General features: G+C 53.9%; 22 protein-coding genes and 1 other RNA gene. 10 read left to right on the top strand and 13 right to left on the bottom strand.

What is annotated here, in order from left to right:
- Positions 1-10: 10 nt before the first annotated feature.
- A complete protein-coding gene (locus K0H81_RS01225) occupies positions 11-2,305 on the bottom strand; it encodes a YgiQ family radical SAM protein (RefSeq protein ID WP_220059611.1) in 2,295 nt (764 codons plus the stop codon).
- A gap of 130 nt (positions 2,306-2,435) precedes the next feature.
- On the bottom strand, positions 2,436-2,831 hold the full coding sequence (locus K0H81_RS01220; RefSeq protein ID WP_011864039.1) for an MAPEG family protein: 396 nt from the start codon (positions 2,829-2,831) through the stop codon (positions 2,436-2,438).
- Positions 2,832-3,074: 243 nt separating this feature from the next.
- Between K0H81_RS01220 and K0H81_RS01215 the strand changes: the two genes are divergently transcribed.
- The 3 genes from K0H81_RS01215 (at position 3,075) to K0H81_RS01205 (ending at position 7,070) form a co-directional block, all read left to right on the top strand.
- Positions 3,075-4,295: a threonine/serine exporter family protein gene (locus tag K0H81_RS01215; protein ID WP_220059610.1), complete on the top strand. Its 1,221-nt coding sequence runs from the start codon at positions 3,075-3,077 to the stop codon at positions 4,293-4,295.
- 183 nt (positions 4,296-4,478) lie between these two features.
- Positions 4,479-6,191, top strand: a complete 1,713-nt coding sequence (locus K0H81_RS01210; protein ID WP_220059609.1) for a ShlB/FhaC/HecB family hemolysin secretion/activation protein — start codon at positions 4,479-4,481, stop codon at positions 6,189-6,191.
- A gap of 69 nt (positions 6,192-6,260) precedes the next feature.
- On the top strand, positions 6,261-7,070 hold the full coding sequence (locus K0H81_RS01205; RefSeq protein ID WP_220059608.1) for a substrate-binding periplasmic protein: 810 nt from the start codon (positions 6,261-6,263) through the stop codon (positions 7,068-7,070).
- 80 nt (positions 7,071-7,150) lie between these two features.
- On the opposite strand, the gene rnpB is transcribed toward K0H81_RS01205, so the two are convergent.
- Together rnpB and rsmI are read right to left on the bottom strand one after the other, a co-directional pair.
- Positions 7,151-7,510, bottom strand: an RNA gene (rnpB, locus tag K0H81_RS01200) — RNase P RNA component class A.
- 72 nt (positions 7,511-7,582) lie between these two features.
- Positions 7,583-8,425: a 16S rRNA (cytidine(1402)-2'-O)-methyltransferase gene (rsmI, locus tag K0H81_RS01195; protein ID WP_144203920.1), complete on the bottom strand. Its 843-nt coding sequence runs from the start codon at positions 8,423-8,425 to the stop codon at positions 7,583-7,585.
- Between the two features lie 88 nt (positions 8,426-8,513).
- Here rsmI and K0H81_RS01190 point away from each other — a divergent pair, with 88 nt between their 5' ends.
- From K0H81_RS01190 to dolP, 4 genes are all read left to right on the top strand, one after another.
- Positions 8,514-10,418: a penicillin-binding protein activator gene (locus K0H81_RS01190; RefSeq protein ID WP_220059607.1), complete on the top strand. Its 1,905-nt coding sequence runs from the start codon at positions 8,514-8,516 to the stop codon at positions 10,416-10,418.
- A complete protein-coding gene (locus K0H81_RS01185; protein ID WP_220059606.1) occupies positions 10,415-10,759 on the top strand; it encodes a YraN family protein in 345 nt (114 codons plus the stop codon). Before K0H81_RS01190 ends, K0H81_RS01185 begins: the two co-directional genes overlap by 4 nt.
- Positions 10,760-10,827: 68 nt before the next feature.
- Positions 10,828-11,421 carry a phosphoheptose isomerase gene (locus K0H81_RS01180; protein WP_011864032.1) on the top strand — a complete coding sequence of 198 codons (594 nt, stop codon included), beginning with the start codon at positions 10,828-10,830 and terminating at the stop codon, positions 11,419-11,421.
- Positions 11,418-11,987, top strand: a complete 570-nt coding sequence (gene dolP, locus K0H81_RS01175) for a division/outer membrane stress-associated lipid-binding lipoprotein (protein WP_220059605.1) — start codon at positions 11,418-11,420, stop codon at positions 11,985-11,987. Before K0H81_RS01180 ends, dolP begins: the two co-directional genes overlap by 4 nt.
- Before the next feature lie 21 nt (positions 11,988-12,008).
- Here the strand turns inward: dolP and K0H81_RS01170 are convergent, their stop codons facing one another.
- On the bottom strand, positions 12,009-12,878 hold the full coding sequence (locus K0H81_RS01170; protein WP_220059604.1) for a DMT family transporter: 870 nt from the start codon (positions 12,876-12,878) through the stop codon (positions 12,009-12,011).
- A 125-nt stretch (positions 12,879-13,003) separates the two neighbouring features.
- Here K0H81_RS01170 and K0H81_RS01165 point away from each other — a divergent pair, with 125 nt between their 5' ends.
- The gene (locus K0H81_RS01165) at positions 13,004-13,879 is read left to right on the top strand and encodes a LysR substrate-binding domain-containing protein (RefSeq protein ID WP_220059603.1); all 876 of its coding nucleotides are present in this window, start codon (positions 13,004-13,006) and stop codon (positions 13,877-13,879) included.
- Between the two features lie 64 nt (positions 13,880-13,943).
- Here the strand turns inward: K0H81_RS01165 and trpS are convergent, their stop codons facing one another.
- The 3 genes from trpS to rpe are packed head-to-tail and all read right to left on the bottom strand — an operon-like array spanning position 13,944 to position 16,320.
- Positions 13,944-14,942, bottom strand: coding sequence for a tryptophan--tRNA ligase (gene trpS, locus K0H81_RS01160; RefSeq protein WP_011864028.1), 999 nt, complete (start codon positions 14,940-14,942; stop codon positions 13,944-13,946).
- 5 nt (positions 14,943-14,947) lie between these two features.
- Positions 14,948-15,643: a phosphoglycolate phosphatase gene (locus K0H81_RS01155; RefSeq protein WP_220059602.1), complete on the bottom strand. Its 696-nt coding sequence runs from the start codon at positions 15,641-15,643 to the stop codon at positions 14,948-14,950.
- 2 nt (positions 15,644-15,645) lie between these two features.
- Positions 15,646-16,320, bottom strand: a complete 675-nt coding sequence (gene rpe / locus K0H81_RS01150; RefSeq protein WP_011864026.1) for a ribulose-phosphate 3-epimerase — start codon at positions 16,318-16,320, stop codon at positions 15,646-15,648.
- A 211-nt stretch (positions 16,321-16,531) separates the two neighbouring features.
- Here rpe and K0H81_RS01145 point away from each other — a divergent pair, with 211 nt between their 5' ends.
- Both K0H81_RS01145 and K0H81_RS01140 read left to right on the top strand, forming a co-directional pair.
- Positions 16,532-16,876, top strand: a complete 345-nt coding sequence (locus K0H81_RS01145; protein WP_144203899.1) for a hypothetical protein — start codon at positions 16,532-16,534, stop codon at positions 16,874-16,876.
- An 8-nt stretch (positions 16,877-16,884) separates the two neighbouring features.
- Positions 16,885-17,058 (top strand): DUF2970 domain-containing protein, encoded by a 174-nt coding sequence (locus K0H81_RS01140; RefSeq protein WP_011864024.1) that lies wholly within the window; start codon positions 16,885-16,887, stop codon positions 17,056-17,058.
- A 64-nt stretch (positions 17,059-17,122) separates the two neighbouring features.
- Here the strand turns inward: K0H81_RS01140 and K0H81_RS01135 are convergent, their stop codons facing one another.
- From K0H81_RS01135 to K0H81_RS01115, 5 genes are all read right to left on the bottom strand, one after another.
- Positions 17,123-17,962, bottom strand: coding sequence for a Dam family site-specific DNA-(adenine-N6)-methyltransferase (locus tag K0H81_RS01135; protein ID WP_144203900.1), 840 nt, complete (start codon positions 17,960-17,962; stop codon positions 17,123-17,125).
- A gap of 52 nt (positions 17,963-18,014) precedes the next feature.
- Entirely contained in the window at positions 18,015-19,535 is a 1,521-nt protein-coding gene (locus K0H81_RS01130; RefSeq protein ID WP_220059601.1) for an AAA family ATPase, read from the bottom strand.
- A 16-nt stretch (positions 19,536-19,551) separates the two neighbouring features.
- On the bottom strand, positions 19,552-20,628 hold the full coding sequence (aroB, locus tag K0H81_RS01125; RefSeq protein ID WP_220059600.1) for a 3-dehydroquinate synthase: 1,077 nt from the start codon (positions 20,626-20,628) through the stop codon (positions 19,552-19,554).
- Positions 20,629-20,643: 15 nt separating this feature from the next.
- Complete coding sequence (aroK, locus tag K0H81_RS01120; RefSeq protein ID WP_144203903.1) at positions 20,644-21,159, bottom strand: shikimate kinase AroK; 516 nt, start codon at positions 21,157-21,159, stop codon at positions 20,644-20,646.
- Between the two features lie 214 nt (positions 21,160-21,373).
- Positions 21,374-23,425, bottom strand: a complete 2,052-nt coding sequence (locus K0H81_RS01115; RefSeq protein ID WP_144203921.1) for a type IV pilus secretin PilQ — start codon at positions 23,423-23,425, stop codon at positions 21,374-21,376.
- Positions 23,426-23,442: the final 17 nt, after the last annotated feature.

Genomic DNA, 23,442 nt, shown 5'->3' with positions numbered 1-23,442 from the left:
CAGCGATGGTTTAGCGTTGATGCTTAGGCGTGGTGCCCCAGGCATTCTTCATTGGACGCTTGCCAGCCTTGCCTGCACTTGCTTTGCCCGCGCCACCTTTGCCCGTGCTTCCCTTGCCAGAGACGCCCTTACCTTGGCTCTTACCTTGAGCATTGCCTTGACCATTACCCTTACGCTCATCGAACTGGTTAGCGCTAAAACGAGTTACCGCCTTCTTACCCGCAGGCGTCTTGGTCGCCTTGGCTCGATGGCCCTGACGTTCCTGACGGGTCTCCGCCGGCACCAGACAGTTCACCCCGCCACCGATAAGATGTTCCTTGCCCATCTTGATCAGGGCTTCACGGATCATCGGCCAACCGGCCGGGTCGTGATAACGCAGCAGCGCCTTGTGCAGCTTACGCTGACGGCCGCCCTTAGGTACCTCAACAGTCTCACTGCTGTGCTTGACGTTTTTCAGCGAGTTCAGCTCGGTATGATAAATCGTCGTGGCATTAGCCATAGGCGACGGATAGAAGTTCTGCACCTGATCCAGCTTAAACTTCTCGCCCTTGAGCCAGAGCGCCAAATTCACCATATCCTCATCCGTGGTGCCCGGGTGGGCCGAGATGAAATAAGGGATCAGATACTGCTTCTTGCCCGCCTCGGCAGAGTACTTGTCGAACAGCTCCTTGAACTTGTCATAGGTGCCCATGCCCGGCTTCATCATCTTATTCAGCGGGCCCTCTTCGGTATGCTCGGGGGCGATCTTCAGGTAACCGCCCACATGGTGACTGGCCAGCTCCTTCACATAGCGCGGGTCTTCAGTTGCCAGGTCGTAACGCACGCCCGAGGCGATAAGCACCTTCTTGATGCCTGGCACGTCGCGAGCGGCGCGATAGAGATCGATCGTCGCCTGATGGTCGGTATCTAAGTGGCCACAGATTGAGGGGAACACACAGGAGAGTCGGCGACAGGTACTCTCGGCCTTCACCGAGGTACAGCCCAGGCGGTACATGTTGGCAGTCGGGCCGCCGAGATCCGAGATCACCCCGGTGAATCCTGGCACCTTGTCTTGAATATCCTTGATCTCTTTGATGATCGAATCTTGCGAGCGGCTCTGGATAATGCGGCCCTCATGCTCGGTAATAGAGCAGAAGGAGCATCCGCCGAAGCAGCCACGCATGATGTTGATCGAGGTCTTGATCATGTCATAGGCGGGGATCTTCTCCTTGCCATACACGGGGTGCGGTACCCGCTTGTAAGCCAGGTCGAACACACCGTCCATCTCGTCGGTATTGAGCGGCCAGGCCGGTGGATTGACCCAGATGGCGCGTTCGGCATGGGGCTGGAACAGGGCACGGGCACAGCCCGGGTTCTGCTCCTGGTGCAAAATGCGCGAAGCATGGGCATAGAGATACTTGTCGCCGGCGACCTTCTCATAGCTTGGCAGCAAGACATAGGTCTTCTCCCAAGGCTTAGGTCGTGGCGGCTGCACCGAAATAGGCTTAGGTGCGTCGTTATCGAACACCTTGACGTCGCTTGGGCCGGAGAGATTCTGACAACCCACGTCGTCGGCGCCATAAGGGTTAGGAATAGGGTCTATCTTGTGCAGCTGATCCAGCTTGCGCGAATCCATCCCCTTCCAGCCATACAGGGGCTCTTTACGGATCACTGTAGTGCCGCGCACATCATGGATGTCACCGACACTCTCACCGGCGGCAAGACGATGGGACAGCTCTACCAGCGGGCGCTCGGCGTTACCGTAAACCAAGATATCGGCCTTGGCGTCTAAGATCACCGAGCGGCGCACCTTATCTGACCAATAGTCATAGTGGGCGATGCGGCGCAGGCTGGCCTCGATACCGCCGATCACCACAGGCACCTGCTTGTAGGCTTCTTTACAGCGCTGGGTATAGACGGTCACGGCGCGATCCGGACGCTTACCGCCCACGTTACCGGCCGTGTAGGCATCGTCATGACGCAGACGGCGCTCGGCGGTGTAGCGGTTGATCATCGAATCCATGTTACCCGCGGTCACACCGAAGTAGAGGTTGGGCTTACCCAACTTCATGAAATCCTCTTTGCTCGACCAATCTGGCTGAGAGATGATGCCGACCCTGAAGCCCTGGGCCTCCAGCATACGGCCGATCACCGCCATCCCGAAGCTGGGATGATCTACATAGGCGTCACCCGTGACGATAATGATGTCACAGCTATCCCAGCCCAGCTTGGCCATCTCCTTGCGCGACATAGGCAAGAAGGGCGCCGGCTTTTCATTGCGGCCCAGATACTTGGGATAAGTAAAGAGTGTGGATTCGACCTGCATGTATGATACTGCCTAACTTTCAAACTAAAGAGTAAGTGTAGTCGCCAAGCGGCGACCACTAAAAGGAGGCGGAGTATAACAGCGAAACCTGCTTAAGCGTGAACAAAAAAGCAGCAATAATGGCGATTTTCTATGCCAAGATGAAATAAAACAGATTCACCACCGCCAGGGCCAGTATCACCAGCCAGCTGAGCAGCACGCCCCAGAAACGACCGAAGTGATAGCCGCCACGCCCCTGGGTCAGACCTATGGCGTGTAGGATGCGCGCCACCAGCCAAACGGTGCCTGCAGCATGCAGATAGACGGGCGCCAGGCCGTTAAGCTCGGCGAGTAGCAACAATAGCAGCGCCATCGGGGCGTTCTCGATGAGGTTGGCATGTACCCGGTTGGCGAGGCGTAGCTCTTCGCTGCCACCTGAGCCCAGGCCTATCTTGAGTCCGCGCCTGAGGCGCACCACGCGATAGGTGAAAAACACCGCCATGATGGCCGTGAGAGCAATATAAAATCCCGAAACGCTTACCGACATATCTCTATCCTTAATGACACCAATTTAATTCACGCCAGACTGCAACCCTGGCAAATAACAGCCTTTAGCCCTATTAGCTGAAAGCTTGGACAGGCCAGCGAAAAGTGCCTTGAAATCCTGCCCTTGGCTAACTTAACCCGAATTTAAAAAAATTCCCAAGCCATTAACCTTTTTGGTACAAGATAGGTTAAGATGCGCTCGCTTGAGCACCACCCCCAGATTTCACCATCATGGACTGTACAATTGGATAACGCAGAGTTTCTTGAAAAACGCAGATTTATCATAAAATTAGGTAAAGCGCTGCACAAGTTTGGTACCCCTGCCTACCGTCTAGAGGCTCATCTGCAATCGATCTCTAAGGTCTTAGGTATCGAGGGTTACTTTCTGATCTCACCAACCTCCATGACCTTTGTGTTGCAACACGATACGGATCAGGAGTACAACCATATGGCGCGCGTTAAGCCTGGCGAGCTGGATCTGGGCTCCCTGGCCCGTACCGACGAGTTGGTGGAAGAGGTACTGTCTGGTAAGCGCACCCTGACCGAGGCACTGGAGCGACTCGAAGAGATCGCTAATAAGCCTAATCCCTATGGTCCCTTGCTGACCCTGCTGGCCTTTGGCTGTTCGGCCGGCGCCTTCGCCATGTTGATGGGCACCAGCTGGAACGATGTCTTCTGGTCGGCGCTGCTCGGCTTCATGGTCTATGGCCTGGTCTACCGCGCCGAGCACTCCAAACGCATGGCCGAGACCCTTGAGCCCTTGGCCGCCATCTTATGCGCCATCGCCGCCTGCGGCATCGCCTACTTCGACCCTTATATCAATATCCCCGTGGTGATCCTCTCGGGCATCATAGTCTTTATCCCCGGGCTGGCACTGACACTGGGGCTGGCCGAGCTGGCGGCGCGGGATCTTATCTCGGGCACAGCGCGTATCATGGACGCCTCCATGTTACTATTTAAACTCTATTTCGGCGCCATTTTCGGCATGGTGATAGGCAACGCCATCTTTGGTGAGGCAATCTATTTCGAGCCAGAACCTCTGCCACGCTGGGCTATCTGGTCTGCCGTGCCGCTGCTCTCCACTGCGCTGGTGATCATCTTCAAGGCCAGACTAAAAGACTCTCCCTGGGGAATATTTGCCGGTATCGTCGCCTTCTTCTCCGCCATGCTGGCCGGGATCTATCTGGGAGAATCTATCGGTATCTTCTTCGGCGCCCTGGCGGTGGGGATCTACTCGAACCTCTATGCCCGCTGGATGAAGTCGCCCGCCTCCATCGCCCTGCTGCAGGGAATAGTGATCTTGGTACCCGGCAGTAAGACCTATATTGGCCTCAATACTCTTATCCTCGGCGAGACCATGCTCAACCAGTCCCACATAGGCACGCAGATCTTCCTGATCTTCATGTCGCTCATCGCCGGACTCATCTTTGCCAACGTCGCCGTACCACCGCGCCGTACCCTCTAATTGATCAGCCAAGTCCTGATGCGGCCTAGGCGCCTGCATCAGGATTTGCGCAAGTAAAATCATCAGCTTATTTTATCTTCGCCGCTTGACTATTTAGCGTTGCGGGTGTGTTATTAAATTGTGTCTGACTTATAACCCCCTGAGTTCTCCTTAACGATAAAAGCAAAGATAAGGATGATCGCTATGCTGACCGGTGCGCGCTACTCTCTGCTGTTTGGCTGCCTATTGGCGAGCGGCCTGTGTGCGGCCGAGCCACAGCTAACAAGCGCGTCAGATAAAGCGGTAGACGCAAATGTATCGACTCAGCAGCTCAACTCGGGCGGCAGCAGCCCCGCCGACGAGGTGCAGCTCAACCAGAAGAAGTCGATCAACAAGATAGTGGTGGTCAGCAACACCATCTTCGACGAGTCGGCTCCCGACGCCTTCTTTATCCATCGCTGGGCCAACTACCTGCATATCAACACGCGGGAGTCGACCATACTCAACAAACTCAGCTTCAACGATAAGGACAAGGTGTCGCAGAAGGATCTCGACGAGGCCCAGCGCATCCTGCGATATGAGCCCTATATTCGCGATGCCAGGATCAACTTTGCCCAGCGCGACCCAGAAGCCAGTGCAGAGGAGACAGGCGAAGGCGAGACCATACTGGTGGAAACCTGGGACAACTGGTCGCTGCTGCCCACCTTCAGCGCCGGTCACAGCGGCGGCGAGAGCAAGTTTTCCGTCGGCATCAAAGAGGACAACCTGCTGGGGCTTGGGGTACGCACCCGCCTGAAATATAAGTCGACCGCCGATCGCACCGGCTATCAGCTGGCCTTTCGCGTGCCCACCGACTGGCTGGTGAAACACTCGACCCTCACCGCCAACTTCTACGACAACAGCGACGGCCAGGCCACCATCTTAGACTTCACTAAGCCCTTCTATCGTCTGGATACCAAAGACATGTATTCGGGCCATTTTATCGATGATCTGCGCACCGACACTATCAGGCATAACGGCTTCGACGTGAACGAGTTTGAACATAAGGTGGAGTACGCCAACGCCCAATATGGCTGGCGCCTGAACAAGGTGGACGACTGGCGCTCGCGCATCATAGTCGGGGTAACCCAGGACAAACATAGCTTCGCCAATATCCCACAGTTCCCCACCAGCGAGCTACCCCAGGACAGGGACTTCCTCTACCCCTGGGTCGCCTATCAGTTTATCGAAGACGACTACAAGGTGCTCAATAACGTCTATCTGATCAACTATAACGAGGACTTCAACCTGGGCTGGCAACACTATGTCAAACTCGGCCTGGAGACCCAGGACACGGCTGGCAGCAACCCCCTGGGCTATCATGTCAACTGGTACTCCTCCCGTGGCTATAAGGGCGACGATCAGCTGATCTTGCTCAGAATGGATGGCGAAGGGGTATTCGCCACCAGCCAGCCCGACTACTTTAAGGTCAACGCCACCGCCGAGTACTTCTATCAGATCAATCCCAAGTGGACCGCCTACTCCAAGGTGCGCCTAAGCACCTCGCAAAACAACTACTTGGACGCGACTTTCGCCATAGGCGACAACACTGGCGTGCGCGGATACCCCAACGACTACCAGCATGGTGACAACCAATGGTTACTGAGTGCCGAGATCAGAAACTATCCCAACATCAACCTGTATCAACTGGCAGAGCTCGGCTGGGCGGTCTTTACTGATGTCGGCCAGGCCAGCGGCGGCCCGGATCAAGACAATGAAACCTCCGGCCCCATCGGCAGCGTCGGCATAGGCGCCCGCATCTACTCCTCCCGCTCCAGCTATGGCAACGTAGCCCACATAGATCTCACTCTCCCCTTTACCAGCGGCGCCGAGGTGAACAGCTGGGAGTGGCGCTTCCAGGTTAAGACCCATTTTTAACCCAAGCGCAGATCCCTGCCCAGCGACTAAACTGATAGATGTCGTGGCCATAAAGGTATAACGCGCATCATGATCTCGCCAAAACTCAGAATACTGTCATTGATCATGCTCTTGCAGCTGCCGCTTTCCGTATGGGCCAAGGCAAGCAATCTCAATATCGTCTATCACGATTTCGCCCCCTTTAGTTATGAGGACAATCGAGGCCGGGCCCAGGGGATATTGGTGGAACTCACCCAGGCGGTCTGCCTGCAATGGCCTGGGCGTTGCGACATCTCGATTCGTCCCTACCGCAGGGCAATGCACATGTTTTCCAGCGGCGAGGCTAAGGGGATCTTTCTCGGTTGGAACCGGGAGCGGGCCGAGTCCATGTGGTTCTCTCTGCCGCTGGTGCAGACGGAATACGGCTTCTACACCTTAAATGACTTTCCGATCACCGACCTGAGTCAGCTGGCGGGTAAGGTGATTGGCGTCTATGGCCCCTCCAACACTTATACCTCGCTCATGCGCCAACAGGAAAAACTCAAGCAGCTGTCGCAGCCGCCCCTGCTCACCGACATCTATCCTCAGGGAGATGCCCTGCCGATGCGCATGCTGCAAAAACGCAGGTTCGACGCCTACTATGTCAACAAGGATGTGGGCCGCTTCTACGCCGAACAGGTTGGCTTGAGCCAGCTGCATTATCTCAGTGCCGAAAGGGCAATTTTATACTGTGTCGCCTTCAACAAGGCCTTTACCGACAGCGAGACGGTACGCCAGTTTAATCACCTGTTTGTCAGGCTGTTACAGGAAGGACGCTTGAATAAGATCTACCAAAAATATCAGATGCAGCCGATCCGCTTACCACAAACAGATTTTGCCCCAAAGAGCATGCCTTATTAAGATCCTGAGAGATCGGCTGCGGGAAATTGGCTCTGAAAAAGAAAAGGCCCGTCTGTCATAAACAAACGGGCCTTACTAATGTGTTGAGTTGGCCGATAAGCCGGGTCCTGTCGTGGACAGTTATTCATCTAGGCCTGCAATCGCTCACAGGCTCAAGCGACCTACCCGGTTCCAACGCGAGCCACGCATTAATTCCTAAGAATAGTGGAACCCTATTTGGTCTTGCTTCGGGTAGAGTTTACCTTGCTACGGACTGTTACCAGCCGCACGGTGCGCTCTTACCGCACCCTTTCACCCTTACCAATCCGAAGATTGGCGGTCTTCTCTCTGCTGCACTTGTCGTCGGTTCACACCGCCCAGGCGTTACCTGGTACCCTGCTCTATGAAGCCCGGACTTTCCTCCCCGCTCTATTGAGCGCGGCAACTGTCTGGCCAACTCGGCGCGGATTATAGCCTAATGCGACGCGGCGCACCACCTTATATTGGCGTGACGCCTACCGACTAGTTGTCGACTAGAGATCCAGCTCGAGGCCCAGCTTATAGAGGGCGTTCTTCTTCAGCCCATGGATCTGCGCCGCCAGCGCCGATGCCTTCTTCAGCGGTAGCTCCTGACTCAGTAACTTAAGCGTCTCCAGCGCCTGGGCGGGCACGCCGGCATCTTCATCTGTGCGATGACCGTGGCACATGAGCACAATTTCACCCTTCTGCTGATTGGGATCCTCACTCACTTTTGCCAACACCTCGGCGGCGGGGCCAGAGAGGAAGGTCTCGAAGGTCTTGGTGACTTCACGGGCCATCACCACCTGACGATCGCCGCCAAGCGCCGTCACGATAGAGGTTAGGCTGTGAACGATGCGATGTGGCGACTCGTAGAAGATCAGGGTGCGGGGATCTTCCTTAAGCTCGGTCAGCTTATCGAGACGTCCCTTCTCCTTGGCGGGCAGAAAACCCTCGAACGAGAAGCGATCCGACGGCAGACCCGAGGCGCTAAGCGCCGTGATGGCCGCACAGGGGCCCGGCAGGGGCACAACATTGAAACCGGCTTCACGCACCTGTGACACCAGATGATAACCAGGGTCGGAGATCAGCGGCGTACCGGCATCGGAGATCAGCGCCACAGACTCACCATTGGCCAGCTTCTGGATGATCCCCTGGGCCCGGTCGCGCTCGTTGTGATCATGCAGCGCCGTCTTGCGGGTCTCTATGCCGAAATGGCTCAGCAATTTACCGCTATGGCGGGTGTCCTCACAGGCGATAAGGGAGACCTGATTCAATACCTCCAGGGCACGGCTGCTGATGTCTCCAAGGTTACCGATTGGAGTAGGAACTATGTAAAGTGCGACCGACAGGTCCATATCTACCTCTGTAATGATTGTCACAAGACTTTCGTCAGGCGTAAGAGAAGGTTAAACTACAGCCAGCATCTTACCAGAGTGAAGTCCTGTGTTAAAAAGACTGAATACAACTAAATTAATCTCCGCCGCTGTGTTGGCCACAGTATTATTCGGTTGTGCCACGGCGCCAACCCCAGTGAAAGAAACCAGCACCCAAGTTTCTTTGGTGAATGCCACCCAAAGCCCTGCAGAGTACCTGGCGGATGCCAAGCAGGCTACCGATGCCGAACAGAAGAACCGTTTGATGCTGCTCGCCGCTCACGCCTTTATCAATCAAGGCGACACGGGCAATGCCAGCAAGACGCTAGCGGCCGTTAAGCCTAGCCTGGTCAACAAACCCGAGATACTGGCCGAACACAGGTATCTGAGCGCTAGAGTGCTGGAGCAGACGGCGAACTATGATCAGGCCCTGGCTCAACTCAATTACCCCAGTCAGTGGCGACTCGCCAACTGGCAGATGGTCTCCTACCATCAACTCAAGGCGCGTCTGTTTCAGCTGAGCAAATCGCCAATCGAGCAAGCAAAAGAACTCACTCTGCTGGCGACTTATCTGCCGAGCACCGAGGCGAGTGAAGTCAACGACGAGATCTGGGGCATATTACAGCCCCTGCACGAGCAGACACTGCTGGCCTTTAGTCAGGATAGCAGCAACCCCATCTTTGCCGGCTGGCTGCAGCTGGCTTACATCGCCAAGCATTATGCCATAGACCCTCAGCAATTGGTGCAGCAACTGGGTAACTGGCAGCAGGACAACCCAGGCCATCCGGGCGCCAAGAAGCTGCCAACGGATCTGGAGCGCGCGCTGAATACTAAGCCCTACAAGCCAAAGAAGATTGCCGTCTTGCTGCCGCTCACAGGCCCGAGAGCCGCCATCGCCGACACGGTCAAACAGGGGATCATCTCCAGCTACCTGACCAATCCGGACGACTCGGTATCGGTTAACTTCTTCGACACGGCCCAAGGCGCCGAGCTTGCACAGCAGCAGGCGATTGCCGCCGGTGCCGATTTCATCATAGGCCCACTGTTACAGTCTGAGGTGGAGAGTCTGATACAGGCGGAACAGAAAGCCAGCCAGCAGGCCAATGGTCAACAGCAGCCTGGCTCTCAAGCTCAGGCTCAAGCTCAAGCTCAAGCTCAAGCTCAAGTACAGCCTAAGGTGCCCCAGCTGTTCCTCAACCATGTGGACAGCTTCACGCCGTCGAACGACCAGTTCTTCTTCGCCCTCTCGCCCACCGACGAGGCGGTAGATGCCGCGCAGAAGCTCTACAATGACGGCATAGAGAAGCCGCTGCTGCTCGCCAGCGACGACGCAGTGGGTCGCCGCATGGCCGAGGCCTTTAACGGTAAATGGCAAGAACTTACCCATGAAGAGGCCGAGATCCACTACTACAAGCGCGGCGACGAGATGAAGGTCACTGTGCAGAAGTCCCTTGGGGTGATCGACAGTAAGGAGCGTATCGCCCGCATCAAGGCGCTACTGGGCAATAGGATCGAGGCCGACTTTAGATCCCGCCGCGATATCGACGCCATCTATATGATCGCCAGCAACCAAGATCTGCCGCTGCTCAAACCCTTTATCGACGTAAATTTCAGCGTGTTTGCCGAACCTGTGCCGCTATACACCACCAGCCGCAGCCGTATCGAGAGCCAATCACGCACCGCCGCCCAGGAGCTGAATAACCTGACCATCAGCGATATTCCCTGGTTGATCGAGACTAACGCCGAAACCGCCGAGGTCGCCCGTCTCTGGCCGACCTGGGGTAACAGCCAGAAACGCCTGTATGTGATGGGATTCGATGCCCTGCAACTGGTGAGCAAGCTGGCCCAGATGCGCGCTTTGCCCGGCTACCAGTACTCGGGTCGCAGCGGCCTGCTTTCTGTGTCGCCAGATGGTACGATTAACCGTCAGCTCAGCTGGGGACGTTACAAGCGAGGCAATTTGAGACCCCTATGACGAATGCCGAGCACCTCACCAAGGGGCAGCAGGCGGAAGATCGCGCGCTGGCCTATCTGGAACAACAGGGGCTCAAACTGGTCGAACGAAACGTACGCTACCCATTTGGCGAAATTGACCTCATAATGCGCCAAGGTCACAAATGGATTTTTATTGAGGTAAAATACCGCCAATCGAAACAGTTTGGCGGTGCGGTACAGGCAGTTAGCCGAGGCAAGATAGCAAGGCTTAATCGAGCGGCAAGCCATTATATGCAGCTCAATCAGATAGATGCGCAGTGTCGCTTCGATCTCCTGGCCATAGATGGCGATGACATTCAGTGGATCACCAACGCCTTTTAGTGCTCCACTTCGCCACCACTATGCAAGTGAAGGCTTGTTAAACAGTTTTATTTTTGAAGGATAATTCCATGTTAGAACGTATTAAAGACAGTTTTACCCACTCAATCCAGACCAAGATCGATGCGGCTGAGGCGCTGCCTGAGTCTATTGAGAAAGCGGCCGAGATGATGGTGCAGTGCCTGCTTGGCGGCAACAAGATCTTAGCCTGTGGTAATGGCGGCAGCGCCGGCGATGCCCAGCATTTCTCTGCCGAGCTGTTGAACCGCTACGAGATCGAGCGTCCGCCACTACCGGCCATCGCCCTGACAACCGACACCTCGACCATTACCGCTATCGGTAACGACTACAGCTATGACGAGATCTTCTCTAAGCAGATTTTGGCGCTGGGTCAACCAGGAGACATCTTGCTGGCCATCTCGACCAGTGGTAACTCGGGTAACGTGATCAAGGCGATGGAAGCGGCGCTGAGCCGTGACATGACAATCGTGGCCCTCACGGGTAAGGATGGCGGTGCCATGGCCGGCCTGATGGGCACAAACGACGTAGAGGTACGCGTGCCTTCAAACGTCACCGCGCGTATTCAAGAAGTGCATCTGTTAGTGATCCACTGCCTGTGCGACAACATCGACCGCACCCTCTTCCCCCAGGATGACCAGGCATGAGAGCTCTGCTCCCAATCCTAGCCATACTCTTGCTGTTACAAGGCTGCGCCGGGGCCGTGATGGTCGGCGCAGTGGGTGGGGCCATGATGGCCAACGATGAACGCAGCTTCTCAACCCAGCTGGACGACACCAACGCCGATTTTCAGATCGCCAGTGCCCTGGCGGCCCACGAAGATATTAAGAACCAAACCAATATCACAGGTGTGGCGATGAACGGCAACGTGCTCATGATAGGCCAGGCACCCAGCTCAATGCTGCGTGACAAGGCGATCAACACAGTGCAAAAACTTAACCTGGGCGGCAAGATCCACAATCAGATCCGCATAGGTAACCCGACCTCCTTCACCACCCGCAGCAACGACACCTGGATAACCACCAAGGTGAAGACGCGTATGCTCAACGACAAAGATCTGGATGTCACCCGCATCAAGGTGATCACCGAAAATGGCGAGGTCTTCCTCCTCGGTGTCGTGAGTCGCGATCAGGCCGAACTGGCGGTGGATATCGCCCGTAACACGGCCGGTGTACGCAAGGTCATCAAGGTCTTCGATACGCCAAACAGCTAGCACGCCGGGCGCTTGCTGCGCCTAGGCGAGCCTGGCTTTCCTCACCTTACGCCATCTTTGCATCAGCACAGGCAACAGTATGGTCGGCAACACGATCAGGCCGGCGCCCAGCCAGCCTAAAGGATCCAGCCACTCGTCGAACCAGAGCCAGCCAAACAACACACAGAACAGCAAGCCGCTGTATTCGGCAACGGCTATCTCGCCCGCCTGGGCCTTGCGGTAGGCCAGCACGCTAAAGAGCTGATAGACGAGCAGGAAAATATTGCTCAGCACAGCAATAGCCAATACAGGCCAACTAAAGCCCGCGAATCCCTGCCAGGCGGCGAATCCTATCACCAAGGGCAGGCTCAAGAGGTTGTAGCAGATCACCGTGACGCTCGCCGCCTCGCTGCTGGGTAGCCATCTCAGCATCAGCTGATTAGCCGCAAAGACAATGGCCGACACCAATACCGCCAGCGCCGCCAGGTTCATCTCGCTCGGCCTGAGTATGATAAGAATACCTATGAAACCTAGCACAGTCGCCAGGATCTGCTGGCTACTGAGTCGCTCCTTGAGGAACAGCATGCCCATGACGATGATCATCAAGGGCGCTGAATAGAACAGCGAGCTAACCGTCGCCAGAGGCAGGGAAATCAAGCCGAGGATCAGCAAGAGTCCGCCGACCGCGCCGCTATTGGCCCGAATCATGTGTAGCTTCAAGTAGGCGGTTCTCGGCCTACCTGCATACAACCAGAGCGGCAGCATCATCACGATCGCCGTCACCTGGCGCAGCAGCAGGAACATGGTGGCATCGCTCTGCGCTGGCAGCCACTTGATCGACACATCATAGAGGGCGCTAAACACATTCCCCAGCAGCAAGAGGCCGAGGCCTAACATCAGATTGCGCTGCATCACAGCCTCCATCATCAAGAATCATCTGGCTGCATGATAGCGAGCAAGATACTGTAGCTAAAATGATGATTTCTTATTATAGATGAATTAAATTCATCTATTGAGACAGGTATAGGAGACAGTAGATGAGAAAGATCCCCCCACTCAGGGCACTGCAGGTGTTCGAGGCGGCCGCCCGTTTGCAGCACTTCTCCCGGGCCGCGCAGGAGCTGTGTATTACCCAGAGTGCGGTGTCTCATCAGGTTCGTCTGCTGGAGGAACACTTCGCCCTGCCCCTGTTCAGGCGCGAGGGCCGCAGCCTGAGACTCACCGACAAGGGCGAGCAGCTGTCTCAGGAGACGGCGAGGATCTTCAACGAGCTGGGAGAGCTCAACCTCAGGTTACTGGGCGAGAAGCCAGAGGCGCTGCGCCTGGCGGTTTACAGTTCCTTCGCGGTGAAATGGTTGATCCCCAGGCTCAGCGGCTTTCGCCGCCTACATCCAGGAATTCAGGTGCGCCTGGATATGATCACCGAAGATCCTGTGCTGTCCCACAGCAGCGCCGACATGTTTATCACGGGCCAGCAAGATCAGAAGGGCTACTGGCAACAGCTACTGCACGCCGAGCGCTTGATCCCCGTCTGCAGCCCGGAACTTATTGGCAGCGGCGACAAGCTGGATCTCGACTGGCTCAGCGCCCAGCAGCTGCTCACCGTAGATGAGGGACCGCTGGGGCTGGACTGGCAGCGTTGGTGTCAACATAACCAGCTACCAAACCCCAAGGAACACCAGCAGCAGCTCTTCAGTCATGTGTTGATGGCGATCGAGGCCGCGATTGCCGGTCAGGGGGTGGCCTTGGCCTCAGACTTCATGGTGCTGGATGATATCGCCAGGCAGCGCCTGGTGGCGTTGCCCTTTGCCGGCATAGATACAGGGTTCGAGTTTAACTTCCTCTGCAAGCAGCGCCGCCTACAGGAACCTGCCATCGCCGCATTCGTCCACTGGTTGACCCAGCAGCATTAGCGAGTCCGCCTTAATATTTATCCATAAAAAAAGCCGGCTGCTGCCGGCTTTTTCACACATTCGATTAGAGCAGAAGACCTATCTTCTCGTAGACCTTCTTCAGGGTCACTTCGGCGCGGGCCTGAGCCTTCTCGGCACCTTCGTGCATCACCTGATTGAGGAAGCTCTGATCGGCTCTGTACTCCTTGAAGCGCTCCTGCAGCGGCTCAAGCATGCCGACAACCGCCTCACCGGCAGCCACTTTAAGATGACCGTACATCTTACCTTCGAACTCAGCTTCCAAACTCGCAATGCTCTGACCTGTCACGCCTGACATCAGGCTCAGCAGGTTAGAGACGCCTGGCTTGTTTTCGACATCGAAACGCACTACTGGCGGCTCGTCGCTGTCTGTCATCGCCTTCTTCAGCTTTTTCATGACCGCTTTAGGATCTTCCAGCAGGCCGATCACATTGTTGCGGTTGTCGTCAGACTTAGACATCTTCTTCAATGGATCCTGCAGCGACATCACCTTGGCACCCAGCTCAGGAATGAAAGGCTCGGGAATGGTGAAGGTCTCGCCATAGGCATTGTTGAAACGTGTCGCGATATCACGAGTCAGTTCAAGGTGTTGCTTCTGATCTTGACCCACAGGGATCTCGTTTGCCTGGTACAGCAGGATATCTGCCGCCATCAATACCGGATAGCCGAACAGGCCGACGTTGATGTTGTTGGCATGCTTCTGCGACTTGTCCTTAAACTGTGTCATGCGGCTCAGCTCACCCATCTGGGTGTAGCAGTTCAGCGCCCAACCCAGCTGAGTGTGCTGAGGTACCTGCGACTGGATGAAGACGGTACTCTTCTTAGGATCGACACCACAGGCCAGGTATAGGGCCAGGGTATCTAAACAGGCGTCACGCAGCTTCTGCGGATCTTGGCGTACGGTAATGGCATGCAGATCGACCACACAATATAGGCAATCATGACTATCTTGCATCGCAACCCACTGACGTAGTGCACCCATGTAGTTACCAATGGTCAATTCACCTGACGGTTGGGCACCGCTAAGCACAATAGGTTTAGTCATAAAATTTATTGCTCCAATGCTATTTGGCTGTCTGTTATCTGCGCCAATACTTCGCTAAATGTGTTACAAACGGCCGTCGGGCCGCTGAGCCCAATATCTTCACCGTAGTTGTACCCGTAGGTCAAGCCGATCGAGGAAATACCCGCCGCTTTCGCCGCTAAAATATCGTTTCGGGAGTCACCCACCATCAAAAGCTGCTCATCTTCGAGCTGCCATGCCTGTTTGAGGTGCGTCAGCGGCAGGGGATCTGGCTTCATCTTCTCCAGCGAATCGCCCCCCAACACCTGATTAAACAGGTGAGCGATGCCGAAGGCCTCCAGCAGAGGCACGGTGAATCGATAGGGCTTATTGGTGACAATCGCCAACTGATAACCCAGCGACACCAGCTGCTCGAGTACAGACTTAACACCATCATAGAGTCGGCTGTGCTGCTGCAGGTTTGCCTCGTAATGCTTGCTAAACAGCGGCATGGCGGCGTCGATATCGGCCTGTGTTGCCGCCTCACCGCGGGCGAAGGTCAGCGCACGCTCCACCAGCTTGGCGGCGCCATTGCCTACCCAGCTTCGCACCTGATCCTCGTCGCACAGCGGCAAGGCAAGCTCGGCGAGCATGCCTTGAGTGGCGGCGGCCAGATCCGGCACGCTGTCGATAAGCGTGCCGTCGAGATCGAAGGCGATCGCCTTAATAGATTGGGCTTTCATACTTAGGCATCGACCTTAGCCAGCTCGCTGCGCATCTCGTCGATCACCGCCTTGTAGTCTGGCTTGTTGAAAATCGCCGAACCAGCAACGAACATGTCGGCACCCGCCGCCGCGATTTCGGCGATATTGTCGACCTTGACGCCACCGTCGACTTCTAAGCGAATATCGAAACCGCTGGCATCGATACGCTCACGCACCTGGCGCAGTTTATCCAGTGTCGACGGGATAAAGGACTGGCCACCGAAACCAGGGTTTACCGACATCAGCAGGATCACGTCCAGCTTATCCATCACATGATCCAGATAGTGCAGTGGGGTCGCCGGGTTGAATACCAGGCCAGCCTTACAGCCAGATTCCTTGATCAGCTGCAGGGTGCGATCGATATGCTCAGAGGCCTCAGGGTGGAAGGTGATGATAGAGGCGCCGGCGTCGACGAAATCGGGAATGATGCGATCCACAGGCTTCACCATGAGGTGCACGTCGATATCGGCGGTCACACCATAATCACGCAGCGCCTTACACACCATAGGGCCTATGGTCAGGTTAGGCACATAATGGTTATCCATCACGTCGAAGTGAACCACATCGGCACCGGCCTTGAGTACGGCCTCGACATCTTCCCCGAGACGGGCAAAGTCGGCAGATAAGATAGAGGGAGCAATTAGAAATGGACGCATGATAAACTCACTAATCTGAATAAGAATTACGCTATTCTACCTTATAGCCAAGCCTAGCCTCTATAGGCGATACCGGATTAAACGTGTTCTGGTTCAGAATTGAGTAAATTTCACTGGCGGCCAATCGCCTCATCGAAAAATTATGTTCAAAATATAAACGCCTTTGCTATAATGCTCTGATTAGGGGTTTCCATGTTCACAGGATGTAGAGATGAGAGATAAGGCCAAAGCTTCAGCCAAGATGAAATCGGCAACGGTATTTACCGTCACCGCCGCTGTTGTTGGCTTTACCGCCATTGGCGTTCAGAGTCTCAGTGAAGATGAGGCCAGCCTGGCCTGCGTGTGCGATAGCAACGCCAGCTACAACTCCTCACTTCCCGCCAGTCACCCCAATAACCGCTGTGCCCAGCAGGCAGATAATGTCAGTTGGAGTAATTGGTTAACGGGTCGAAGCCGCTCTAATCAATTGCACTTTGTCGATCTGCTCGAGCTGCTCCATGGTCATCAAGACACGCCCATGGACGACGTTACCCCCACCAGCAAACAGCGCCTCTAGGCCCTCTCTTGCTGCAACTCTTTCTGAGCACCCTGGCCGCCTTCTTTGGCGTGCAGACAGAGCAAAACCGCGTTCGCGACTTTCAGTCCCGCTCGCCGGTGCCCTTTATTGTGATGGGGATTCTACTAGCCATCGCCCTGGTCGCTTCACTCATCTTTATCGTGAAACTGGTGCTGGCCTAGCCTCGATTAACAGCCTAGTTAATTACCTTAACTAATTCCTTAATTAATACCTTAAGGCTTGGGCTTAATCGTTTTCGCTGTGGTAGCTGTCGTCATACAGTGCCATCAGCTCATCGACCTTCTTACGACTGTTGCCGTTTTGGCTGATATTTCGCTGCACTTGAATGGTGTCGAATCTGGCGCCATGATACAGCTCCCGCGTCAGGGGAATATCATGGTTACTGATGAGCACAGGGATGCCTCTATCGATCGCCGTATGACGCGACTTGCGAGCCAGCAACGCCTGATCGTCCAGGCTAAAACCCGAACCCACATAGGTAGTAAAGCTGGCCGTGGTTGACAGTGGTGCGTAAGGTGGGTCGCAATAGACAACATCGCCTGGCTGAGTCAGATCGAAAGCCTCTTCATAACCTATGCACTTAAACTCGGCCACCTGTGCCTTATCGGCAAAGGCCTTGATCTCCTCTTCGGGAAAATAGGGCTTCTTGTATGAACCAAAGGGCACATTGAAGCCGCCCTTCGAGTTGTAACGACACAGACCATTAAACCCGTGGCGGTTCATATAAAGAAAATAGACAGAGCGCAGGAAGGGGTCCCGGGTCTGATTGAATTCACTGCGCACCTGGTAATAGACTTCTTTATCATTCTTGGCTTCGACAAACATCGCCTTGGCCTCTGTGATATATTTTTCAGGTGTGGATTGCACTATCTGATAGAGATTGATCAGATCCTGATTGATGTCGCACAAGAGATAGCGCTTGTATTGGGTATTGAGAAATACCGAGCCTGCACCAACAAAGGGCTCCACCAATCTGTCACCTTCGGGAAGGTGCTGGGTGAGCGCATCAACCAGTTTAAATTTTCCGCCAGCCCACTTTAAGAAGGCTCTCTGTTTTTTAATCATCTAAATCGATTGAGTGCACAATGAAAACAAGTTGTCGATTGTACTCTGTTTATTAATGAATTTCACGGCTCACAGTCCCTTGTTGCAGCTCATAACCGGATAAATCTACCCAGGCCCTCAACCATGGTGACGGTAACTGAGCCGTCTGGGCTAAATCGAACGCCGCCTGCTTACCCGCCTGCCTGTCTGTGTACTGACCATAGAGGAGCACCCAGTAGCTTTTATAACGAGCGATCTGTACCTGATTAACATCGGGCAGCTTGGCAATGGTGGCATCGAGGGACTCCAGACGTTTCACCGTCGCCAGCTGCAGCGTATAGCCTTCTGGGTGTGGCAATAGGGCTGTCGAAATCTGACGCCTACGAGATTCCATTGGCTCACTTACCTGTGCAGCAGCAAAGATTTCGACAGGCTTTTGAGCAACTTTCAACTCGGCAGGTGACTCAATCTGCTGCTCCTGCGTTTGTGTAGAAAGCGCTTCAGATTGTGAATGCTCCAGCTTGGCTTCTAGCTGAGGTTGTGGAGTCTCATCTGACTGAAGATCAGGCTGAGCATTTACCTGCATACCAACTTGGCCATCAGCCAGAGTTTCTAATTCTTGTTCTGGCTTTGCTTCTGACTTTGTCCCTGGCTGCGCTTTCTGTTCAGTGATATGGGCCGCAAGCTCGGCCTCTTTACTCGCCACTTCATATGATTGTGATCGCGCATCAAAATAGTCACTCAACAACTGTCGACCATAGTGAGTGTTAAATCCTGCAGCGCGAACGGCCGCAACCGTCTGCACCTTAGGCTTGGCAATCATCTCTTCAGGTTCATCCCATAACCAATAGAGACTGGCAAGCAGAAATACCGTGCAGGCTCCAATGGCCAAATAGACAGGCCAAGGCCTTTTCTTAGGCGCTGCAGGCTCACCATGCAATGCCAGATAGAGCAGATTCACCACCTCCGCCGGTGTTCCTTGCTGACGTTGGAGTTGATCTTTGACTATCTCCCGTGGCGTGAAAGTAGTCTCCTCGCTGCGATGCAACAAGGTGTAATACAGCCCCTCACGTTCCGGTAAGGTTAACGGCGAAATGGCGACGGGCAACAAAAGTGGACGCTGAGTCTCAGGCAGCTGAGCTAAGATCTGATTCAAGTAGTCTGCCGGGGCGGTCATTGTCAGTGAGAGTTTTCTGCCCGCTAAGCTCAACTGACTCAATATGATACATTCCGCCCACAGCTCTAGGGGCAGGTATTGGGCATCATCGAGCACGATATGGCTGTGTGAGGGTAAGGCATCACCGAGACGCAGCAGGGTTTCAGGCAGTGGCACTTCGTCGTCGAAAACCGGCTCGGTTAACAGCTGAACCAGTATCTTACGGCGGATCTCGGCGCTATCGACATGCTGAGGACACACGACCAAGGCCGAACTGACGTCATCCAAGGTATCCACCAGCGCCGTGGTGAGTGTGGTCTTGCCTGCGCCAGAGTCACCCGTCAACACAGTCAACTGCTGGCCATAGAGCACCACATGCTGCAGCCTATGTAGCAGAGACTCCTGACTGGGTAAGAGAATAGCTGTTTGAAACGTCACTTAATCACCACACAAACTAGGCGCGGCTAATGACCTCTTGCAGAAGGGACTCGGAAACCTCGCCATACACCTCTGCCTGACCTATGGCCTTTGGCAGAACCAATCTGAGTTTTCCATTCAGCACTTTCTTGTCACGCCGCATATGCTTAATGAACTGTTCGAAGTTCATCGCCTCAGGAGCCTGCGTTGGTAGGTCAAATGCCTCGAATATCGCTTCGATTCGACAAACAATTGACTCATCGACCAGCCCCATCTTAGATGCAGTTTGTGCAGCAAGTACTGTGCCAGCTGCCACAGCTTCGCCATGGAGCCAGATACCATAGCCCATCTCGGCCTCTATGGCGTGACCAAAGGTATGGCCAAGATTCAACAGGGCGCGTACGCCTTGCTCAGTCTCATCTTGCGCCACGACGTCTGCCTTAATCTGACAGCATTTGGCGATGGCATAGGTGAGTGCAGTCTCGTCCAGCGACTTGAGCGCCTCGACATTCTGCTCTAACCAACTGAAAAATGAGCCATCCCAGATGATGCCATACTTAATCACCTCGGCCATGCCTGCGGCAAATTCTCGGGCCGGCAGAGTATGTAAACATGCCGTGTCTATGGCAACCATCTTAGGCTGATAGAAGGCGCCTATCATGTTTTTACCCATGGGATGGTTGACGGCAGTCTTGCCCCCCACGGAAGAATCGACCTGTGATAACAAGGTCGTTGGGATCTGAATGAAATCTACGCCGCGTTGATAACAGGCGGCCGCAAAGCCTGTCATGTCGCCGATTACACCACCACCCAGGGCAATTAATACAGAATCACGCCCCATGTTCTGCGCCAGCATTGAGGTAAAAATCGCATCCATCTGCGACAGTGTCTTGTATTGTTCGCCATCGGGTAAGATGACAGGATCGGCACATAGGTAGGAAGCCAATAGCGCCTGTACCTTAGCAAGATACAGAGGCGCTATTGTGTCATTAGTCACGATAAGAATTTTTTTGCCCTGAAGATAGCTTGAGAAGTGTTCGCTATTTTCGAGGAGATTCTGGCCAATAAAAATAGGGTAACTGCGTACTCCAAGTTCAACCTGAATCTGTTCCATTCTACCGCCTAATGTTTAGAAGCCTAATTGGTCAATAATTTGATTTGCAACAACTTTTGCGCTTTGCTCGTCAGTCTTGACTATAACATCGGCAATCTCTTCGTACAGAGGATTACGGATCTCAGCAAGCTTTTCTAACACTTCTCTTGGGTCGTCAACCTGAAGTAGTGGACGACGCTTGTCACGCTGCGTACGCGCAACCTGCTTATCGATAGTGGTTTCCAGATAGACCACGATGCCACGAGCAGACAAGTTGTTACGAATATCTTTACTCTGAATGGAGCCGCCGCCAGTTGCTAAAACAATGCCTTGTTTCTCGGTTAAATCGGCAACAACTTGTGTTTCGCGACGACGAAAACCTTCTTCGCCCTCAACGTCAAATACCCACGCGATATCAGCACCGGTTCGGTTTTCAATCTCTTGATCTGAATCGTGGAACTCTAAATGAAGCATCTGCGCCAGATGACGGCCTATAGTGCTTTTGCCAGCCCCCATAGGACCTACTAGGAAAATATTACGTTTTTCAGCCATTGCTTTACGTCTGAATCTTATATGGAAGTTTGCCTACGCCAGCCAAAAAATCAGGCCGACCTTAAATGTTACCTTGCTCTAATGAGACTTGACCACGGATTATCTCAGCTATCTCCCCCCAAAGGCAAGTAGGGGGAGTAAATTCTGTGAAATTATACTCAGCCACAAAAAAGCCAGCGTATGAACGCTGGCTTTATCTTAGATATGATTCTGATTAGAGCTCTTCAGAGATGATCTTAGGTGTCACGAAGATCAACAGCTCTTGGCGCTCATTCTTGTCGGTGCTATTTCTGAAAAGATAACCCAAGAATGGAATATCCCCCAAAACAGGTACCTTGCTGATACGATTGATCAATTGTTGCTGATAGATACCACCAAGCACAATCGTCTCACCATGATCCACTAACACCTGAGTACCGATACGCTGAGTATCGATAGAAACCGCCTGACCGAGTGGTGTGTCGACCGTCTTACCCTGAGAATCCTGGGTGATCTCAAGATCTAAGATCACACGATTATCAGGCGTGATCTGTGGCGTCACGCGCAGCGACAATACCGCCTTCTTAAACTGTACCGTTGCCGCACCACTGGAAGCCGATTCAACATAAGGGATCTCTACACCCTGCTCGATATAGGCCGCCTTCTGGTTCGAAGTGGTAATGCGTGGACTGGCGATGATCTCACCCTTGCTCTCTTGCTCCAGCGCACTCAGCTCAAGATCCAGCAGGGTGCCGTCGGCCAACTTAGCCACATGAAACGCAATACTGGTTGGGTTCGCCACCGCGGCTGGCAGGTTAACATTCAATCTGTCGCCGATGTCGGGCACTACGCCATTGGCGATATCGTTGGCACCTTCCAGGCTGCCCGAAGTTCCCTTACTGCCTTGCTGATCTGTGATCCCCCACTTGATACCGAGATCTTCAGACACGTCGTCCTTCACGGTAACCATACGAGATTCGATCAATACCTGGCGAATCGGGATATCCAAAACCTCCACCAGGCGATGAATGTTTTCCAGACTCTCTTCGGTATCCTTAACCAATAGCGTGTTGGTTCTGTCGTCCACGGCCACTGTGCCTCGAGCCGACAACAGAGATGCATCGTCGCCTTTAAGCAACTCGGCGATATCTGTCGCCTTGGCATAATTTATCTGCAGATACTCAGAATAGAGTGGAGCAAGTTCTTTCACTTCCTGTTGGTTTTTCAGCTCTTGGCTCTCGCGAATTGCGATCTCTTCGGCTGGCGCCACCATCAAGATATTGCCTTCGATACGTTTATCCAATCCCTTGGTCTGCAGAATCAGATCTAAAGCTTGGTCCCATGGTACATCGTCGAGTCTCAGGGTAATATCCCCTTCGACCGTATCACTGGTCACCAGGTTGAAATTGTTGTAGTCGGCGATGATCTGCAGCACGGTACGTACCGAGATGCTCTGGAAGTTAAGAGAAAGCGAGCGGCCTTCATACTTCTTCTCTTCCTTTACGACTGCCGCGCGCTCTGCCTTACGCACGTTGAGCCTGAATAGGTTGCCTTCCTGCTTGTAGTTGTACTCGTATTGACCCGAGACATCCACCAATACGCGCGCCGTCAACTCATCCTTGAAGGTCTCAAAGCTCTTTACTGGCGTCGCAAAGTCTTGAACATCCATGACATAAAGAAGATCTGAGGCAATATCTGTGTTGTAAAGTTTAAGTTCTAGCTTGGCACCCACCTGCTCCACATTGGCGGCCACCGATGAGTTATTAAGTTTTACCAACAACTCACCACCACCATCGCCGGTGCGATGGAAGTCGATGTTTTTGATGCCGTTAACAAAAGGATTCGCGGCGACGTCACTACGACTGGCAACCTCATCGTTAATGGTCAGGCGATAGGTGTTTCCCATCACCTTGCCTTGATAGGCCTTTACCTTAGCCAGATCCACCAGCACCTTAAGCTGTTCGCTTTCCTGCAGTGTGGACATGGACTTAACACCGACGTTATTGATCGGTAGGACATCTTTTTCCAGCCCAGACAAACTATCGTCGAATCCAAGGATGATCTGCGCCGGTGAAGCATTGAGATTGATCTCAGGCTCCTTCACGGCATCCTCAAACACCAGTTGTAACTCTAACTGATGATCGACAATCGAATGGTATTTGACATCAATCAGACGGTTCGCAGCTGAAGAATACGGCGCCACACCCAATAATAAAGCCAAGCCAAAGGCCACTTTAAACAGGGGCGACTTTTTTAATAAAACGCTTTTCGCGGCAGAAGATTCCATTATTCCCTCATCCTTCG

Source organism: Shewanella halotolerans (assembly GCF_019457535.1).
Taxonomy (GTDB): Bacteria; Pseudomonadota; Gammaproteobacteria; order Enterobacterales; family Shewanellaceae; genus Shewanella; species Shewanella halotolerans.
This window is presented reverse-complemented; position numbering and strand designations above follow the sequence as displayed.

Coding starts and splice junctions, on each gene's coding strand:
- K0H81_RS01225 (WP_220059611.1), bottom strand. CDS start 2,305: ATGCAGGTCGAATCCACACTCTTTACTTATCCCAAGTATCTGGGCCGC.
- K0H81_RS01220 (WP_011864039.1), bottom strand. CDS start 2,831: ATGTCGGTAAGCGTTTCGGGATTTTATATTGCTCTCACGGCCATCATG.
- K0H81_RS01210 (WP_220059609.1), top strand. CDS start 4,479: ATGCTGACCGGTGCGCGCTACTCTCTGCTGTTTGGCTGCCTATTGGCG.
- K0H81_RS01205 (WP_220059608.1), top strand. CDS start 6,261: ATGATCTCGCCAAAACTCAGAATACTGTCATTGATCATGCTCTTGCAG.
- rsmI (WP_144203920.1), bottom strand. CDS start 8,425: ATGGACCTGTCGGTCGCACTTTACATAGTTCCTACTCCAATCGGTAAC.
- K0H81_RS01185 (WP_220059606.1), top strand. CDS start 10,415: ATGACGAATGCCGAGCACCTCACCAAGGGGCAGCAGGCGGAAGATCGC.
- K0H81_RS01180 (WP_011864032.1), top strand. CDS start 10,828: ATGTTAGAACGTATTAAAGACAGTTTTACCCACTCAATCCAGACCAAG.
- dolP (WP_220059605.1), top strand. CDS start 11,418: ATGAGAGCTCTGCTCCCAATCCTAGCCATACTCTTGCTGTTACAAGGC.
- K0H81_RS01170 (WP_220059604.1), bottom strand. CDS start 12,878: ATGCAGCGCAATCTGATGTTAGGCCTCGGCCTCTTGCTGCTGGGGAAT.
- K0H81_RS01165 (WP_220059603.1), top strand. CDS start 13,004: ATGAGAAAGATCCCCCCACTCAGGGCACTGCAGGTGTTCGAGGCGGCC.
- trpS (WP_011864028.1), bottom strand. CDS start 14,942: ATGACTAAACCTATTGTGCTTAGCGGTGCCCAACCGTCAGGTGAATTG.
- K0H81_RS01155 (WP_220059602.1), bottom strand. CDS start 15,643: ATGAAAGCCCAATCTATTAAGGCGATCGCCTTCGATCTCGACGGCACG.
- rpe (WP_011864026.1), bottom strand. CDS start 16,320: ATGCGTCCATTTCTAATTGCTCCCTCTATCTTATCTGCCGACTTTGCC.
- K0H81_RS01145 (WP_144203899.1), top strand. CDS start 16,532: ATGAGAGATAAGGCCAAAGCTTCAGCCAAGATGAAATCGGCAACGGTA.
- K0H81_RS01135 (WP_144203900.1), bottom strand. CDS start 17,962: ATGATTAAAAAACAGAGAGCCTTCTTAAAGTGGGCTGGCGGAAAATTT.
- aroB (WP_220059600.1), bottom strand. CDS start 20,628: ATGGAACAGATTCAGGTTGAACTTGGAGTACGCAGTTACCCTATTTTT.
- aroK (WP_144203903.1), bottom strand. CDS start 21,159: ATGGCTGAAAAACGTAATATTTTCCTAGTAGGTCCTATGGGGGCTGGC.
- K0H81_RS01115 (WP_144203921.1), bottom strand. CDS start 23,425: ATGGAATCTTCTGCCGCGAAAAGCGTTTTATTAAAAAAGTCGCCCCTG.